Here is a 15,055-nt window from a genome sequence, read left to right on the forward strand (position 1 = left end):
GCGCGGCGCGAGTCGCCCGGCGACGGAGACTCAGGGCAGCAGGATGGTCGAGCCTGTGGTCCTGCGCCCTTCGAGGTCGCGGTGCGCCTGCGCTGCATCCTTCAATGCGTAGCGCTGGTTGATCGCGATGCGCACCCGGCCCGAGCCGACGACCTCGAACAGGTCGGTGCAGCGTTGCGTCAGTTCTTCACGCGTGGCGATGTAGTCCAGCAAGCCAGGACGGGTCACGTAGACAGACCCCGAGCGCGCCAGCAGCGCACAATCGAACGGCGCCACCGGGCCGGTCGCATTGCCGAAGCTCACCATCATGCCGCGCCGCTGCAGGCAGGACACGGAATCGAGGAAGGTATCGCGGCCGACCGAGTCGTACACCGCCGCCACGCCCTTGCCCGCCGTCAGCTCGCGCACCCGCTCCGGAAAGCGCTCGCGCGAATAGACGATCACGTGGTCGCAGCCCAGCGCCTTCGCCTGCACGGCCTTGTCGTCGTTGCCAACGGTGCCGATGACGGTGGCGCCGAGCAGCTTCGCCCACTGCACCAGGATCGAGCCGACCCCGCCGGCCGCGGCATGGACCAGGATGGTCTCGCCCGCCTGCACCGGGTAGGTGCTGTGCAGCAGGTAATGGGCCGTGACCCCCTGGAGCATCATCGCCGCGCCCTGCTCGAAGGTGATCGCCTCCGGCAGGCGTACGAGGTGACGCGCCTCGATGTTGCGCGCCTCGGCGTAGGCCCCGAGCGGCCCGCTGGTATAGGCGACGCGGTCGCCGACCTGCAGTTCGGTCACGCCCTCGCCCACCGCCTCGACCACCCCGGCGCCTTCCATGCCGAGCCCTGAAGGCAGCGGCAGCGGATACAGCCCGCTGCGGTGATAGGTGTCGATGAAGTTCAGACCCACCGCATGGTGACGCACGCGGACCTCGCCAGCGGCCGGTGCCGGCAGCTCGACGGCCTCCCACTGCAGCACTTCGGGGCCACCCGTGCGGTGGAAGCGGATTGCATGGATCATCTCTGTCTCCTTGATTCGGTTGGGGTCGGATCGGCGTCTCGCCGTCTCAGCGCACCAGCGAGAAGCCGATGCGCCACTGGCCGTCGCTCTTCTCGTTGTAATCGAGCAGGGTCTCGCCGTAGCCGCTCAGGTACTGCAGGTGGGCGAAGGCGCCGACGCCCGAGAAAACGCTGCGGCGCAGGGGATAGGAAAGATCGAACTGGCGACGCATCTTGCCGGCCGTTCCCCGGCGCAGCAAGGAGGTCAGCATCAGCCCGTCCTCACGCCCGAGCCGCAGGCCGAGTTCCGCATAGCCGCGGTAGCGCGCGATGTCCGGATTGTCCGCGCGGTCGAGATAGCTCCAGACCTTGGGCTCGATACCGAAGTAGGTGACGCCGTCCTCGAGGTAGTAGCGACCTTCCGCCTTCAGGAACAGCGTGTCGATGCTGCGCGATGATTCGTCGTCCTTGCCGTTCGACTCATGCTCGTAGCCGCCCGACAGGGCGACGAAGCCGCCGCGCTCGGGATCGGACAGCCGCCAGCGGTAGAACAGCGAGGGGCGGAAGCTGGAATCGCGGAAGGGCTTGGAGTCGGACTGCAGGTCCCACAGCGAAGTCTGTGTGAAACCGAAGTACAGCCCGCGCGCCACCGGGAAATGCTCGCCCACCACGCCGTGGTCGTCGAACAGGCGGTAGCGGAAGCTGAACTGGAAGCGGGCAGAGACCGGATCCTCGCCCCCGACGAGGAAATACATCGGCTCGTGGAAACCCAGCGCCGAGGCCTCGACCGCCGGGCCCGAGGCCGCTGCCGCCGGTATCACATAGCCGCGCGACGCCACCGTACCCGACTGCGCGGTCTGCAACGGCGTACGACTTGCCGCACCCGCATCGAGCACGATTCGGGCGGACGCTGCATCCACCAGCGACAGCGTCGCAAAGCCGAGCACCTCCTCCGGCCAGCGTCCGACATAGCGCCGCTGCTGGGCGCGCTCGTCGGTCGGCGCAGCCGCGACCAGTTCGAGCGCAATCCGCGGCCCGCCATCGGGCAACTCGATCTGGGCCGGCAGTCGCTCGGGCAGATCGGCGCCCCCCGGCAGGCCGATCACCACCACGCTGAAGCTGCTGCCCGGCACCACCCGGGGTTCCGGTGAGGCCAGCAGCCAGGCGGAGGCCATGGCCGGCATGGATGCCAGCAGCCCGGTCAGGACGAGCGCGCGACGGCAGATCGACGAAATGTGCATTTTCTCGACAAGCAATGGAAAACGGGCAGCCATGATAAGGGCTGCCCGTTCCCGGGTTGGTGAGGATTCGTGTCGGCGGCCGCCCGCGGCGGGCGGCACGCCGGCAGCGCTCAGCGCGCCCGTGCCTCCTGCGCATCCACCACCGCCAGCGCGGTGATGTTGACCAGACGGCGCACGGTCGCCGACGGGGTCAGGATGTGAACCGGCTTGGCCGCCCCGAGCAGGATGGGACCGATCGACACGCCGTCGCCGTTGGCCATCTTCATCAGGTTGAAGGAGATGTTGGCGGCGTCGAGGTTCGGCATCACCAGCAGGTTGGCCTCGCCCTTGAGGCGCGAATCGGGATGCAAATTGTCGCGGATCTCCTCGGACAGCGCGGCGTCGCCGTGCATCTCGCCATCCACGTTCAGGTCGGGCGCGGTTTCGTGGAGGATCTCGCAGGCACGACGCATCTTGCGCGCCGAAGCCGAGTTGGAGCTGCCGAAGCTGGAGTGCGACAACAGCGCGACGTTGGGCTCGATGCCAAAGCGACGCAGTTCCTCGGCCGCCATGCGCGCGATCTCGGCGACTTCCTCCGCGCTCGGGTTCTCGTTCACATAGGTGTCGGTCACGGCCAGCATCCGCTTGGTCAGCATCAGCAGGTTCATCGCGGCGAACTGCTTGGCGCCGGGCGCGAGGCCGATCACGTCGGCGACCTGCTTGAGGTGGTACTCGTAGGTGCCGAAGGTGCCGCACACCAGCGCGTCCGCGTCGCCACGGCGCAGCAGCATGACGCCGATCAGCGTCGTGTCACGACGGATCCTGGCCTTGGCGAGGTCGGGCGTGACGCCGTCGCGGCCCATCAGCTTGTAGTACTCGGTCCACAGCTCGCGGTAACGCGGATCGGACTCGGGATTGACGACCTCGAAATCGCGGCCCGGCTTCAGGTTCAGGCCGATCTTCTTGATCCGCATCTCGATGACTTCGGGACGGCCGATCAGGATCGGACGGGCAACGCCCTCGTCCAGCACCACGCGCACCGCATGCAGCACGCGCTCGTCCTCGCCCTCGGCGTAGATCACGCGCTTGTGCTCGTCCGGCACCGCCTTTGCGGCGGAGAACACCGGCTTCATGACGATGCCGGACTGGTAGACGAAGGCGTTGAGGCTGGACACGTAGGCGTCGAAGTCCTCGATCGGCTTGGTCGCCACGCCGGAGTCCATCGCCGCCTTCGCCACCGCGGGCGCGATCTTGACGATCAGGCGCGGATCGAAGGGCTTGGGGATGATGTACTCGGGGCCAAAGCTCAGCTCCTGGCCACCATAGGCGCTGGCGACGATGTCGCTCGCCTCCGCCTCGGCCAGCTCGGCAATCGCCTTGACGCAGGCGAGCTTCATCTCCTCGTTGATCGTGGTCGCACCCACATCCAGCGCGCCGCGGAAGATGAAGGGGAAGCACAGGACGTTGTTGACCTGGTTCGGGAAGTCGGAGCGGCCGGTCGCGATCACGCAGTCCGGGCGAACCGCCTTGGCGTCGGCCGGCAGGATCTCGGGGTTCGGGTTGGCAAGCGCGAAGATCAGCGGCTTGTCGGCCATCTTCGCGACCATCTCGGGCTTCAGCACGCCGGCCGTCGACAGGCCGAGGAAGACGTCGGCCCCCTCGATGACCTCACCCAGCGTGCGCGCCGCGGTCTTCTGCGCGTAACGGGCCTTGGTCGGCTCCATGTTGGCCTCGCGGCCTTCGTAGATGACGCCCTTGGAGTCGCAGACGGTGATGTTCTCGCGCTTCATGCCGACGCTGACCATCAGGTCGAGGCAGGCGATGGCCGCGGCGCCTGCGCCCGAGCACACCAGCCTGACCTTGTCGATGTCCTTGCCCACGACCTTCAGGCCATTGATCAGGCCGGCGGCCGAGATGATGGCCGTGCCGTGCTGGTCATCGTGGAAGACCGGAATCTTCATGCGCTCGCGCAGCTTCTGCTCGATGTAGAAGCATTCGGGCGCCTTGATGTCCTCGAGGTTGATGCCGCCCAGCGTGGGTTCCAGCGCGGCGATGATCTCGATCAGCTTGTCCGGGTCGTTCTCGGCCAGCTCGATGTCGAACACGTCGATGTTGGCGAACTTCTTGAACAGGCAGCCCTTGCCTTCCATCACCGGCTTGGACGCCAGCGGCCCGATGTTGCCCAGGCCCAGCACCGCCGTACCGTTGGTCACCACCGCGACGAGATTGCCGCGGCTGGTGAGCTCGAAGGCTTCGGCCGGATCGGCGACGATGGCATCGCACGCAGCGGCCACGCCCGGTGAGTAGGCAAGCGCGAGATCGCGCTGGTTGGTCAGCCCCTTGGTGGGAACGACCGAGATCTTGCCCCGCGTCGGCGACCGGTGATAGTCGAGCGCTGCGGCGATGAAATCCTGATCCATGTGTTCTCCCCTCGTGCAAATGAGGTGTGTCTTATTGATTGAAATGGGCGCCAAGCCCACCTGCCGCGCACCACCCGGGACGTGCGGGCGCGATTCGATCGTTGCGGACGTTTGTTGTTGTCGGTCTGTACGCCACGCCTCGGTCCGCTGCGGGCATCGGGTTTACCCTCGATTGACGTCGCGGAAGTTTAGCGCAGCCACCCTGCTTTGGCACGTGCGATGACGGCCGGCTGCAGCGTGAAACCCCTTCTGGGAGCGCATTTTTGGCAGAATGCGGACTCGGACGGAGGGAGTGAAGCATGCGACGTGTGGTATTCAATCAGAAAGGCGGCGTCGGCAAATCGACGATTACCTGCAATCTGGCAGCGATCAGTGCGCAACAGGGCAAGCGCACCCTGGTGATCGACCTCGACCCGCAGGGCAACTCGACCCAGTACCTGCTGGGGGCAGCCGTCGATGACCTCGAGGCCACGCTGGCGGACTTCTTCGACCAGACGCTCAATTTCAAGCTCAACCCGCGCGCCACCGAGGAGTTCGTCGTCGCCACGCCGTTCGAGCGCCTGCACGTGATGCCCTCGCATCCCTTGCTCGAGGAACTTCAGAGCAAGCTCGAATCGCGCTACAAGATCTACAAGCTGCGCGACGCGCTCAACGAACTGGCCTCGGAATACGACTGCGTGTTCATCGACACGCCGCCGGCACTCAATTTCTTCACCCGCTCGGCACTGATCGCCGCCGACACCTGCCTGATTCCCTTCGACTGCGACGAGTTCTCGCGCAAGGCGCTGTATTCGCTGCTCGAGAACGTGCAGGAGATCAAGTCGGACCACAACCGCGACCTGCAGGTCGAGGGCATCGTGGTCAACCAGTTCCAGCCGCGCGCCAGCCTGCCGCAGAAGGTGGTGCAGGAACTGGTCGACGAGGGCCTGCCGGTGCTGCAGCCCTACCTGTCAGCCTCGGTGAAGATCAAGGAGTCACACGAGCAGGCGAAGCCGATGATCCATCTCGACCCGAAGCACAAGCTGTCGCAGGAGTTCGTCGCACTGCATGACACCCTGGCGCGCACCTACGGCGCCTGAACTGAGCCGGCCGAGCCGGGCTTACACCGGCTCCAGCTTCGCCACCGCCAGCAGCAGCCATTTGACGCCGGCGGGGCCGAAGTTGATCTGCACCTTGGCGTCCGCGCCGCTGCCCTCGGCGGCGACGATCACGCCCTGGCCGAACTTCGCGTGGCTGACCGACTGCCCGATGCGCAGACCGTTGGGCAGCGTGGCGAAGGTCGGTCGCGGCGCACGCTGCACCTGCGACGCGGATGAAGGCTTGAAGTAGCCCCCGCCCATGCCGCCCATCGCGCCCCCCGCCGCCGAGCGCGGGTTCGGCGGGGTCAGCCACTTGGTCAGCTCCGCCGGGATCTCCTCCAGGAAGCGCGAGCGCAGGTTGTAGCGCGTCTGCCCGTGCAGCATGCGGCTCTGCGCGAAGCTCAGGTACAGCCGCTCGCGCGCACGGGTGACCGCCACGTACATCAGCCGGCGTTCCTCCTCCAGGCCATCGGTCTCGAGGATGCTGTTCTCGTGCGGGAACAGGCCCTCCTCCAGCCCGGACAGGAACACCACGTTGAACTCCAGGCCCTTGGCCGCGTGCACCGTCATCAGTTGCACCGCATCCGCGCCCTGGTCGGCCTGGTGGTCGCCGGCCTCGAGCGAAGCGTGGGCGAGGAAGTCCGCCAGCAGCGCGTGGGGCTGCGCCAGCGCATCCGCATCGGCCTGCGACTCGGCGAGGAAGTTCGCCGCAGCGTTGATCAGTTCGTCCAGGTTCTCCAGGCGCTCGCGGCCTTCCTTGTCGGCCTTGTAGTGCCCGCGCAGGCCGCTGAGGTCGAGCACGTGGTCGACCAGCTCGGGCAGCGGCAGGCTGGCGGTGTCGCGGCGCAGGTCCTCGACCAGGCGCACGAACTGCGCCAGCGAAGTGCCGGGCTTGCCGGTGAGATGCGGCACCGTCGCATACAGGCTGGTGTTGTAGACGCGCGCCGCATCGGTCAGCACCTCCAGCGAACGCGCGCCGATGCCGCGGGTGGGAAAGTTCACCACCCGCGCGAAGGACGTGTCGTCATCGGGGTTGGCAATCAGGCGCAGGTAGGCGAGCGCGTGCTTGACCTCCTGGCGCTCGAAGAAGCGCAGGCCGCCATACACACGGTAGGGGATGCCGGCCGAGAAGAGCTGATGCTCGAGCACCCGCGACTGCGCGTTGGAGCGGTACAGCAACGCGGTCTCGCTCCTCAGCGCGCCATCGCGCACCAGCGACTGGATCTCCTCGACGATCCAGCGCGCCTCGTCGCCGTCCGAGAAGGCCTCGAACACGCGGATCGGCTCGCCCGCGCCCTGGTCGGTCCACAGGTTCTTGCCCAGGCGGTTGCTGTTGTGCCGGATGATCGCGTTGGCGGCGTCCAGGATGTTGCTGTGCGAGCGGTAGTTCTGCTCCAGGCGGATCACGTTCTGCACCCGGAACTCGCGTTCGAAGTCGCGCATGTTGCCGACTTCGGCGCCGCGGAAACGATAGATGCTCTGGTCGTCGTCGCCGACGCAGAACATCGCCGCACCGCCCTCGCGCCCCTCGTCGGCAAAGAGCTTCAGCCAGCGGTACTGCAGGCGGTTGGTGTCCTGGAACTCGTCGACCAGGATGTGGCGGAAGCGGCGCTGGTAGTGGCGGCGCAGCGGTTCGTTACGCTCCAGCAACTCGTAGCTGCGCAGCAGCAACTCCGCAAAATCCACAACAGACTCGCGCTGGCACTGCGTTTCATACTCCTGAAACAGCTGTACCCGCTGGCGGGTGTAGTCGTCCCAGGCCTCGACCGCGTGCGGCCGGTTGCCGGCTTCCTTTTGGCCGTTGATGAAGTGCTGCAGTTCGCGCGGCGGGAATTTCTCGTCGTCGACGTTGAGCGTCTTCAGCAGGCGCTTGATGGCGGCAAGCTGGTCGCCCGAATCGAGAATCTGGAACAGCTGCGGCAGCCCTGCATCCCGGTGATGGGCGCGCAGCAGGCGGTTTGCCAGGCCATGGAAGGTGCCGATCCACATGCCGCGGGTACTGACCGGCAGCATCGTGGACAGCCGGGCCAGCATCTCCTTGGCCGCCTTGTTGGTGAAGGTCACCGCGAGGATGCCCGCGGGGTCGACTTGGCCCGACTGGATCAGCCACGCGATGCGGGTCGTCAGCACACGCGTCTTGCCCGAGCCGGCACCAGCCAGGATCAGCGCGTGTTGCGACGGCAGGGTGACGGCCTGCAGTTGTTCGGAGTTGAGATTGGCAAGCAGGTTGGACATCGGCGTTCCTTCGTGAGGACCGCATTGTAGACCGGCACGGCGCAGCGAGCTTCCGCCGGGCGGAACGCCACGGCTCAGGCATGAGCCCGTTGCACCGCAGCAACACTTGACTTGTCAGGACGAGAATCGGCAGCTATTTTTGAATTGTGCATAGCAACATTTTTTGAATTCCGGCGGAACCAATTCACACTTCGCCGAACTAAACAGCCGTAAAATCAACACTTAGAAAGAGGCCGCAGCAGGATATTGCGGCACACCATAATCCCTGGGTTTGCGCAGCCCAGAAGGCTTGCGCAGGGACTGGGGCGAGACAATCGCCCTAACGGAGAACGCATCATGAAAACACCGAAACTACTCCCCTGGTACGCCCGCAAGGCGGGCATCTCGACCGAACGCGCCGAAACGCTGTGGCGCAAGGCCGTACGCGAGGCGACCGCAGAAACCGGCTGGGTCGGCAACTCGGAATACTGGGGCGCCTGCATGGACGCCTTCGTCCGCCTGCTCGAAGAAGAACGCAACACCCTCTGCGCGCCCAAGGTCCTGCCCTTCGTGCAGAGCCAGGCCCGCATGTGGCGTCTGCCGCTGCTGGCCATGGAAGACGTCTTCTCGGCCATCCATGCCAACTGGCAGCGCAACCTGGGCGTTCCGCGCAAGGCCGCTTGAAGCGGCGCTGGACACAAACCCGGCGCCTCGCCCTCGAAGACGGGCGCCAAACCTGAATTGCGACGTGCAGCCCAGCGCTGCCCGTCCTGGTCTCCCTCCCTCTCCTTCAATGGAGATTTGGCATCCCGCCTTGCGGCGGGGTGCCATTTTTTTGTCCACGCCCGACGTGGCACCGGTTGTCACTTACTGAGCGCGCCTGCACGGCGGGCCCCGGCTTCGCGGTATACTCGCGCGTTTTCAACGCTTTCAGCCCCGCGCGCACGCTCATGCAGGACAAATACCAGCCCGCCGCCGTCGAGACGGCCGCCCAGCAGCACTGGGACTCCACCGACGCCTTCCGTGTGATGGAAGACGCGAGCAAGCCCAAGTACTACTGCCTGTCGATGTTCCCCTACCCCTCGGGCAAGCTGCACATGGGGCACGTGCGCAACTACACCATCGGTGACGTGCTCGCGCGCTTCCACCGCATGAAGGGCTACAACGTGCTGCAGCCGATGGGCTGGGACGCCTTCGGGATGCCGGCCGAGAACGCCGCGATCCAGAACAACGTGCCGCCGGCGAAGTGGACCTACGCCAACATCGAGTACATGAAGGCGCAGCTCAAGCGCCTCGGCTTCGCCATCGACTGGTCGCGCGAACTCGCCACCTGCACCCCCGAGTACTACCGCTGGGAGCAGTGGCTGTTTAGCCGCCTGTTCGAAAAGGGGCTGATCTACAAGCGCCTCGGGACGGTGAACTGGGACCCGGTCGACGAGACCGTGCTCGCCAACGAGCAGGTCATCGACGGCCGCGGCTGGCGCTCGGGCGCGCTGGTCGAGAAGCGCGAGATCCCCATGTACTACATGAAGATCACCGCCTACGCCGACGAACTGCTGTCCGCGCTGGACGATCTGCCGGACTGGCCGGAGCAGGTCAAGCTGATGCAGAAGAACTGGATCGGCCGCTCGGAAGGCGTGGAGATCAGCTTCCCGTTCGATGTCTCCAGCATCGGCCACGAAGGCGTGCTGAAGGTGTTCACCACCCGTGCCGACACCCTGATGGGTGCAACCTACGTCGCCGTGGCCGCCGAGCACCCGCTCGCCACCCAGGCCGCGGCCAACAACCCGGCCCTCGCCGAGTTCATCGAGGAATGCAAGCGTGGCGGCGTCGCCGAAGCCGACATCGCCACGATGGAAAAGAAGGGCATGCCCACCGGCCTCAAGGTGCGCCACCCGCTCAGCGATGAGCCGCTCGAGGTCTGGGTCGCCAACTATGTGCTGATGGGCTACGGCGAAGGTGCGGTGATGGCGGTGCCGGCGCACGACGAGCGCGACTTCGCCTTCGCCACCAAGTACGAACTGCCGATCCGCATGGTGGTCGGCTCGGACGCCTACACCGACACCGTCGCGCCCTGGCAGGACGCCTACGCCGAATACGGCCATCTGGTGAACTCCGGCAAGTACGACGGCCTGGACTTCCAGGGCGCGGTCGACGCGATCGCCGCCGACCTCGCCGCCAAGGGCCTGGGCGCCAAGCGCGTGCAGTACCGCCTGCGCGACTGGGGCATCTCGCGCCAGCGCTACTGGGGCTGCCCGATCCCGATGATCCACTGCGCCGACTGCGGCGACGTGCCGGTGCCGGACGAGCAACTGCCGGTGGTGCTGCCCGAGAACGTCGAGATCACCGGCCGCGGCTCGCCGCTGGCCAAGATGCCCGAGTTCTACGAATGCAGTTGCCCCAAGTGCGGCAAGCCGGCCAAGCGCGAAACCGACACCATGGACACCTTCGTCGAGTCGTCCTGGTACTTCCTGCGCTACGCCTGCGCCGACAGCAGCACCGCGATGGTGGATGAGCGCGTCAACTACTGGGCGCCGGTCGACCAGTACATCGGCGGCATCGAGCACGCCATCCTGCACCTGCTTTACTCGCGCTTCTTCACGCGCGCAATGCGCGACTGTGGCCTGGTCAATGTTTCCGAGCCCTTCAGCGCCCTCCTCACCCAGGGCATGGTGGTGGCCGAAACCTATTACCGCGATCTCGAAGGCGGCAAGAAGCAGTGGATCAACCCCGCCGATGTCCTTGTCGAGCGTGACGACAAGGGTCGCATCGTCGCTGCCAAGCTCGAGTCCGACGGACTGCCGGTGGTCATCGGCGGCACGGAAAAGATGTCGAAGTCGAAGAACAACGGCGTCGACCCGCAATCACTGGTGGACCAGTACGGCGCCGACACCGCGCGCCTGTTCATCATCTTCGCTTCGCCGCCCGACCAGCAGCTCGAATGGTCCGACTCCGGCGTCGAGGGCGCCTCGCGCTTCCTGCGCCGGGTGTGGAACTACGGTCACGCCTTCGCCAGCGAAACGCGCGCCGCGCTGCCGGCCGAACGCAAGCTTGCGGCCAACGCGCTGCCCGCTACAGCGGCCGACGTGCGCCGCGAGATCCACACGCATCTCAAGCAGGCGAGCTACGACTTCGGCAAGCACCAGTTCAACACCGTGGTGTCGGCGGCAATGAAGATCCTCAACGCGCTGGAGAAGGCGCACAAGGATCTGGCCGCCAATGAGCCGGCCGCGCATGCCGAGGTTGCCGAGGAAGGCTTCTCCATCCTGCTGCGCCTGCTGTCGCCGATCACCCCGCACATCTGCCACGCGCTGTGGCAGGACTGCGGCTTCGGCGGCGACATCATTGCCGCAAGCTGGCCGGCGGTCAGCGAGGACGCGCTGCGACGAGACGAGATCGAGCTGATGGTGCAGGTCAACGGCAAGCTGCGCGGCAGCATCAAGGTCGCCGCCGATGCGGCGAAGGCCGACATCGAGGCGCTGGCGCTGGCCTCGGAAGCCGCACAGAAGTTCATGGAAGGCAAGCCGGCGAAGAAGGTCGTCGTCGTGCCCGGCCGCCTGGTCAACATCGTCGCCTGAGGACGCCATCATGCACAGCCGCACGCATGCCGCCCTGCCGGCCGGTGACACGAGCACCATCGCCTCGACGGCACGACGGCGCCTGATGCTCGGCGGTGCCGGGCTCGCCGGCCTGCTGCTGTCGGGCTGCGGTTTCCGCCTGCGGGGGCCGCAGCGGCTGGATTTCGCCACGCTGCATGTGAACGTCGGCGAGCTCACCGAACTCGGTGCCAGCATTCGTCGCCTGATCGCCACGACCGGCAGCACCACCGTCATCGAGGACGCCGCGCAGGCCGACGCCCGGCTGCAGATCCTCGGCATCGACCGCGGACGCGAGATCCTGAGCCTCACCGGCGCCGGCAAGGTGCGCGAATACCAGCTCCGGCAGACGCTGCGCTTCCAGCTGCTCGACAAGAGCGGCAAGGCCGTCATTCCGCCCACGGCCCTCTCGGCATCGCGCGAGTACACCTTCGACGACTCCCAGGTCCTCGGCAAGGCGCAGGAAGAAACCCTGCTCTACGAGGACATGCAGAAGGATCTGCTACAGCAGATGATGCGTCGGCTTGCGGCCGCCGAGCGCGCCGGCTGATTGCCTTCACCGGACTCGCACCGCGCCGTGAACCTGCGTCCCGACCAGCTTCCCGCCCTGCTCGACAGGCCGCTGGCGCCACTGTGGCTGCTGCACGGCAACGAACCGCTGCTGGTGCTGGAAGCCGCCGATGCGATCCGCGCCGCCGCCCGGCGGCAGGGCTTCGAGGAACGTGAGACGCTCGTCGTCGGCCAGGGCTTCAAATGGGACGCCCTGACGCTGGCCGCCGGCAACATGTCACTGTTCGGTGGCGCCAAACTCATCGACCTGCGCATCCCCACAGGCAAGCCCGGTCGCGACGGCGGCGAAGCCCTGCAGCGCTACGTTGCCAGCCTGCCGATGCAGACGCTGACCCTGATCACCCTTCCCGAGCTCGACTGGCAGGCGCGCAAGACGGGCTGGTTCAAGGCCGTGTCCGAAGCCGGTAACAGCCTCGAGCTCAACGCCCCCGAGCGCGAGCGTCTGCCCGAGTGGATCGGCCGCCGGCTCGCCGTGCAGAAGCAGACCGCCAGTGCCGATGCGCTCGCCTTCATCGCCGATCACGTCGAAGGCAACCTGCTCGCCGCACACCAGGAGATCCTGAAGCTCGGGCTGCTGCACCCCGAGGGCGCGCTGACGCTCGACCAGGTGCAGGACGCCGTGCTCAACGTCGCGCGCTACGACATCGACAAGCTGCGCCAGGCCGTCGTCGAAGGTGATCCGGCGCGCTGCGCCCGCCTGCTCGAAGGCCTGAAGGGCGAAGGCGCGGCCCCACCGCTGGTGCTGTGGGCCCTGGCCAACGAGACACGCAGCCTCGCCAACCTCAGCGCCGGACGCGACGCGGGTCAGCCGCTGCCCGCGCTGTTCAAGGCCGAACGCATCTTCGATCCGCGCCGCCAACAGGCCGTCGGCCGTGCACTCGGCCGCCTCGGCCAGGGCACCCTGCGCGCCGCGCTGATGCACGCCGCGCGCATCGACCGCATGATCAAGGGATTGGTGCCGGGCGACGTATGGGACGAGTTTCTGCAACTCGCGCTACGACTGGCGCAACGCCCATAGCCCCCGCGCGCTGTTCGGTGTTTTAATTGCTGTTTAGCTCGACACCCACCGACATCGCGATGGACATCCAGAACTACATGCAGACCCTCGGCCGCCAGGCCCGCGCCGCCTCGCGCGTGCTGGCCGCCGCCTCGACCGAGGCCAAGAATGCCGCACTGCTGGCGATGGCCACCGAGATCCGCGCCCGTCGCAGCGAATTGCTCGCGGCCAACGCGCAGGACCTCGCCGAAGCCCGTGCCGCGGGCCTCGAGCCCGCGCTGATCGACCGCCTGACGCTCACCGAAAAGGGCGTCGAAGCCATTGCCGTTGGCCTCGAGCAGGTCGCCGCGCTGCCCGACCCGGTGGGCGAGATGACCGACATCAAACGCCGCCCCTCCGGCATCCAGCTCGGCAAGATGCGCGTGCCGCTGGGCGTGATCGGCATCATCTACGAAGCGCGCCCCAACGTCACTGCCGACGCCGCGGCGCTGTGCCTGAAATCCGGCAACGCCGCAATCCTGCGCGGCGGCAAGGAAGCGATCAACGCCAACCGCGCGATCGCCGCCTGCGTGCGCGCCGGCCTCATCGCAGCCGGGCTGCCCGAGCATGCGGTGCAGGTGGTCGAGACCACCGACCGCGAAGCCGTCGGTGCCCTGATCACGATACCCGAGTACGTCGACGTGATCGTGCCGCGCGGCGGCAAGGGCCTGATCGAGCGCATCTCGAAGGACGCGCGCGTGCCGGTGATCAAGCACCTCGACGGCAACTGCCACGTCTATATCGACGACGAGGCCGATCCCGCCAAGGTCGTGCCCATCGTCGAGAACGCCAAGACCCAGCGCTACGGCACCTGCAACACCGCCGAATCGCTGCTGGTCGCGCGTGACGTCGCCGACATCTACCTGCCGGAAATCGGCCGCATGCTCGCGGCCAAGGGCGTGGAGATGCGTTGCTGTGCCGATTCGCTCGCCCTGCTCGCGGAGGCAGGCATCGACGCCGGCAAGCTCGTCGCCGCCACCGAGGCCGACTGGCGCGAGGAGTACCTTGCCCCGATCATCGCCGTGAAACTGGTTGACGGGCTCGACGACGCGATTGCCCACATCAACACCTACAGCTCGGGTCACACCGAAGCCATCGTCACCGAGAACTACACGCACGCCATGCGTTTCCTGCGCGAAGTGGATTCTTCCTCGGTGATGGTCAATGCCTCGACGCGCTTTGCCGACGGCTTCGAATACGGCCTCGGCGCCGAAATCGGCATCTCCACCGACAAGATCCACGCCCGCGGCCCGGTCGGTCTCGAAGGACTGACCAGCCAGAAGTGGATCGTCTTCGGCAACGGCGAGATCCGTCGCTAACCCCTCTTTCCCCGACAGGCTCCATCCTTATGAATCGGTTCGCACGCAAGCTGCTGGCCACGACCCTGCTGACGGCCAGCCTGGGCATCGCCCACGCCGCCGTCGAAGTCGCCGGCATCGGCTTCAGGTCGCAGGAGACGCTCGACAGTGGTGCGCTCATGCTCAATGGTGCCGGCCTGCGCACCCGGCTGACCTTCAAGGTCTATGCGATGGGGCTGTACGTGCGCACCCCGGCCACCGACGCCACGGCGCTGCTGCAGGACTCTGGCGAGAAGCGGATCCGCATCGTCATGATCCGGGACCTCGAGGCCAAGCAGTTCGCCGACGCGATGCGCGCCGGCCTCGAACGCAACCACGATGCTGCCGCGCTGGCCAGCCTCAAGCCCTCCACCGATGCGCTGCTGGCAGCCGTAATGGGGAGCGGCGATGCCAGGTCGGGCACCGAACTCATCCTCGATCAACTGGCCGACGGCTCGACCCGCCTGCTGGTCAACGGGCAAGCACGTAGCGACATCGCCGACCCGGCGCTCTACCCGGCCCTGCTTCGGATCTGGATCGGCGACCGCCCCGCGGATGCGGATCTGAAGGAAGACCTGCTGAATCGCAAGAAGTAAGGCA

The 15,055-nt window shown here is 66.7% G+C and carries 11 protein-coding genes; 7 read left to right on the top strand and 4 right to left on the bottom strand.

The window, feature by feature from the left end; translation table 11 throughout:
- Nucleotides 1-30: 30 nt before the first annotated feature.
- The 3 genes from C664_RS12680 to C664_RS12690 form a co-directional block, all read right to left on the bottom strand.
- A complete protein-coding gene (locus C664_RS12680; RefSeq protein WP_004260918.1) occupies nucleotides 31-1,005 on the bottom strand; it encodes a quinone oxidoreductase family protein in 975 nt (324 codons plus the stop codon).
- 46 nt (nucleotides 1,006-1,051) lie between these two features.
- Nucleotides 1,052-2,257, bottom strand: a complete 1,206-nt coding sequence (locus C664_RS12685; RefSeq protein WP_038011739.1) for a phospholipase A — start codon at nucleotides 2,255-2,257, stop codon at nucleotides 1,052-1,054.
- Between the two features lie 77 nt (nucleotides 2,258-2,334).
- Nucleotides 2,335-4,623, bottom strand: a complete 2,289-nt coding sequence (locus C664_RS12690; RefSeq protein WP_004260922.1) for an NADP-dependent malic enzyme — start codon at nucleotides 4,621-4,623, stop codon at nucleotides 2,335-2,337.
- Between the two features lie 299 nt (nucleotides 4,624-4,922).
- Here C664_RS12690 and C664_RS12695 point away from each other — a divergent pair, with 299 nt between their 5' ends.
- A complete protein-coding gene (locus C664_RS12695; protein ID WP_004260924.1) occupies nucleotides 4,923-5,702 on the top strand; it encodes a ParA family protein in 780 nt (259 codons plus the stop codon).
- A 21-nt stretch (nucleotides 5,703-5,723) separates the two neighbouring features.
- On the opposite strand, the gene C664_RS12700 is transcribed toward C664_RS12695, so the two are convergent.
- A complete protein-coding gene (locus tag C664_RS12700) occupies nucleotides 5,724-7,937 on the bottom strand; it encodes a UvrD-helicase domain-containing protein (protein ID WP_004260925.1) in 2,214 nt (737 codons plus the stop codon).
- Between the two features lie 336 nt (nucleotides 7,938-8,273).
- On the opposite strand from C664_RS12700, the gene C664_RS12705 reads away from it, so the two are divergent.
- The 6 genes from C664_RS12705 (at nucleotide 8,274) to C664_RS12730 (ending at nucleotide 15,051) form a co-directional block, all read left to right on the top strand.
- The gene (locus C664_RS12705; protein WP_004260929.1) at nucleotides 8,274-8,600 is read left to right on the top strand and encodes a hypothetical protein; all 327 of its coding nucleotides are present in this window, start codon (nucleotides 8,274-8,276) and stop codon (nucleotides 8,598-8,600) included.
- Between the two features lie 266 nt (nucleotides 8,601-8,866).
- Entirely contained in the window at nucleotides 8,867-11,494 is a 2,628-nt protein-coding gene (leuS, locus tag C664_RS12710; protein WP_004260933.1) for a leucine--tRNA ligase, read from the top strand.
- Between the two features lie 10 nt (nucleotides 11,495-11,504).
- On the top strand, nucleotides 11,505-12,062 hold the full coding sequence (locus C664_RS12715) for an LPS-assembly lipoprotein LptE (protein WP_004260938.1): 558 nt from the start codon (nucleotides 11,505-11,507) through the stop codon (nucleotides 12,060-12,062).
- Nucleotides 12,063-12,089: 27 nt separating this feature from the next.
- A complete protein-coding gene (gene holA / locus C664_RS12720; RefSeq protein WP_004260939.1) occupies nucleotides 12,090-13,100 on the top strand; it encodes a DNA polymerase III subunit delta in 1,011 nt (336 codons plus the stop codon).
- Nucleotides 13,101-13,159: 59 nt separating this feature from the next.
- On the top strand, nucleotides 13,160-14,437 hold the full coding sequence (locus C664_RS12725) for a glutamate-5-semialdehyde dehydrogenase (protein WP_004260943.1): 1,278 nt from the start codon (nucleotides 13,160-13,162) through the stop codon (nucleotides 14,435-14,437).
- A 29-nt stretch (nucleotides 14,438-14,466) separates the two neighbouring features.
- Nucleotides 14,467-15,051: a chalcone isomerase family protein gene (locus C664_RS12730; protein ID WP_004260945.1), complete on the top strand. Its 585-nt coding sequence runs from the start codon at nucleotides 14,467-14,469 to the stop codon at nucleotides 15,049-15,051.
- Nucleotides 15,052-15,055: the final 4 nt, after the last annotated feature.

The organism is Thauera sp. 63, assembly GCF_000310165.2.
In the GTDB taxonomy this organism is placed as follows: domain Bacteria; phylum Pseudomonadota; class Gammaproteobacteria; order Burkholderiales; family Rhodocyclaceae; genus Thauera; species Thauera humireducens.

Coding starts and splice junctions, on each gene's coding strand:
- C664_RS12680 (WP_004260918.1), bottom strand. CDS start 1,005: ATGATCCATGCAATCCGCTTCCACCGCACGGGTGGCCCCGAAGTGCTG.
- C664_RS12685 (WP_038011739.1), bottom strand. CDS start 2,257: ATGGCTGCCCGTTTTCCATTGCTTGTCGAGAAAATGCACATTTCGTCG.
- C664_RS12690 (WP_004260922.1), bottom strand. CDS start 4,623: ATGGATCAGGATTTCATCGCCGCAGCGCTCGACTATCACCGGTCGCCG.
- C664_RS12695 (WP_004260924.1), top strand. CDS start 4,923: ATGCGACGTGTGGTATTCAATCAGAAAGGCGGCGTCGGCAAATCGACG.
- C664_RS12700 (WP_004260925.1), bottom strand. CDS start 7,937: ATGTCCAACCTGCTTGCCAATCTCAACTCCGAACAACTGCAGGCCGTC.
- C664_RS12705 (WP_004260929.1), top strand. CDS start 8,274: ATGAAAACACCGAAACTACTCCCCTGGTACGCCCGCAAGGCGGGCATC.
- leuS (WP_004260933.1), top strand. CDS start 8,867: ATGCAGGACAAATACCAGCCCGCCGCCGTCGAGACGGCCGCCCAGCAG.
- C664_RS12715 (WP_004260938.1), top strand. CDS start 11,505: ATGCACAGCCGCACGCATGCCGCCCTGCCGGCCGGTGACACGAGCACC.
- C664_RS12725 (WP_004260943.1), top strand. CDS start 13,160: ATGGACATCCAGAACTACATGCAGACCCTCGGCCGCCAGGCCCGCGCC.
- C664_RS12730 (WP_004260945.1), top strand. CDS start 14,467: ATGAATCGGTTCGCACGCAAGCTGCTGGCCACGACCCTGCTGACGGCC.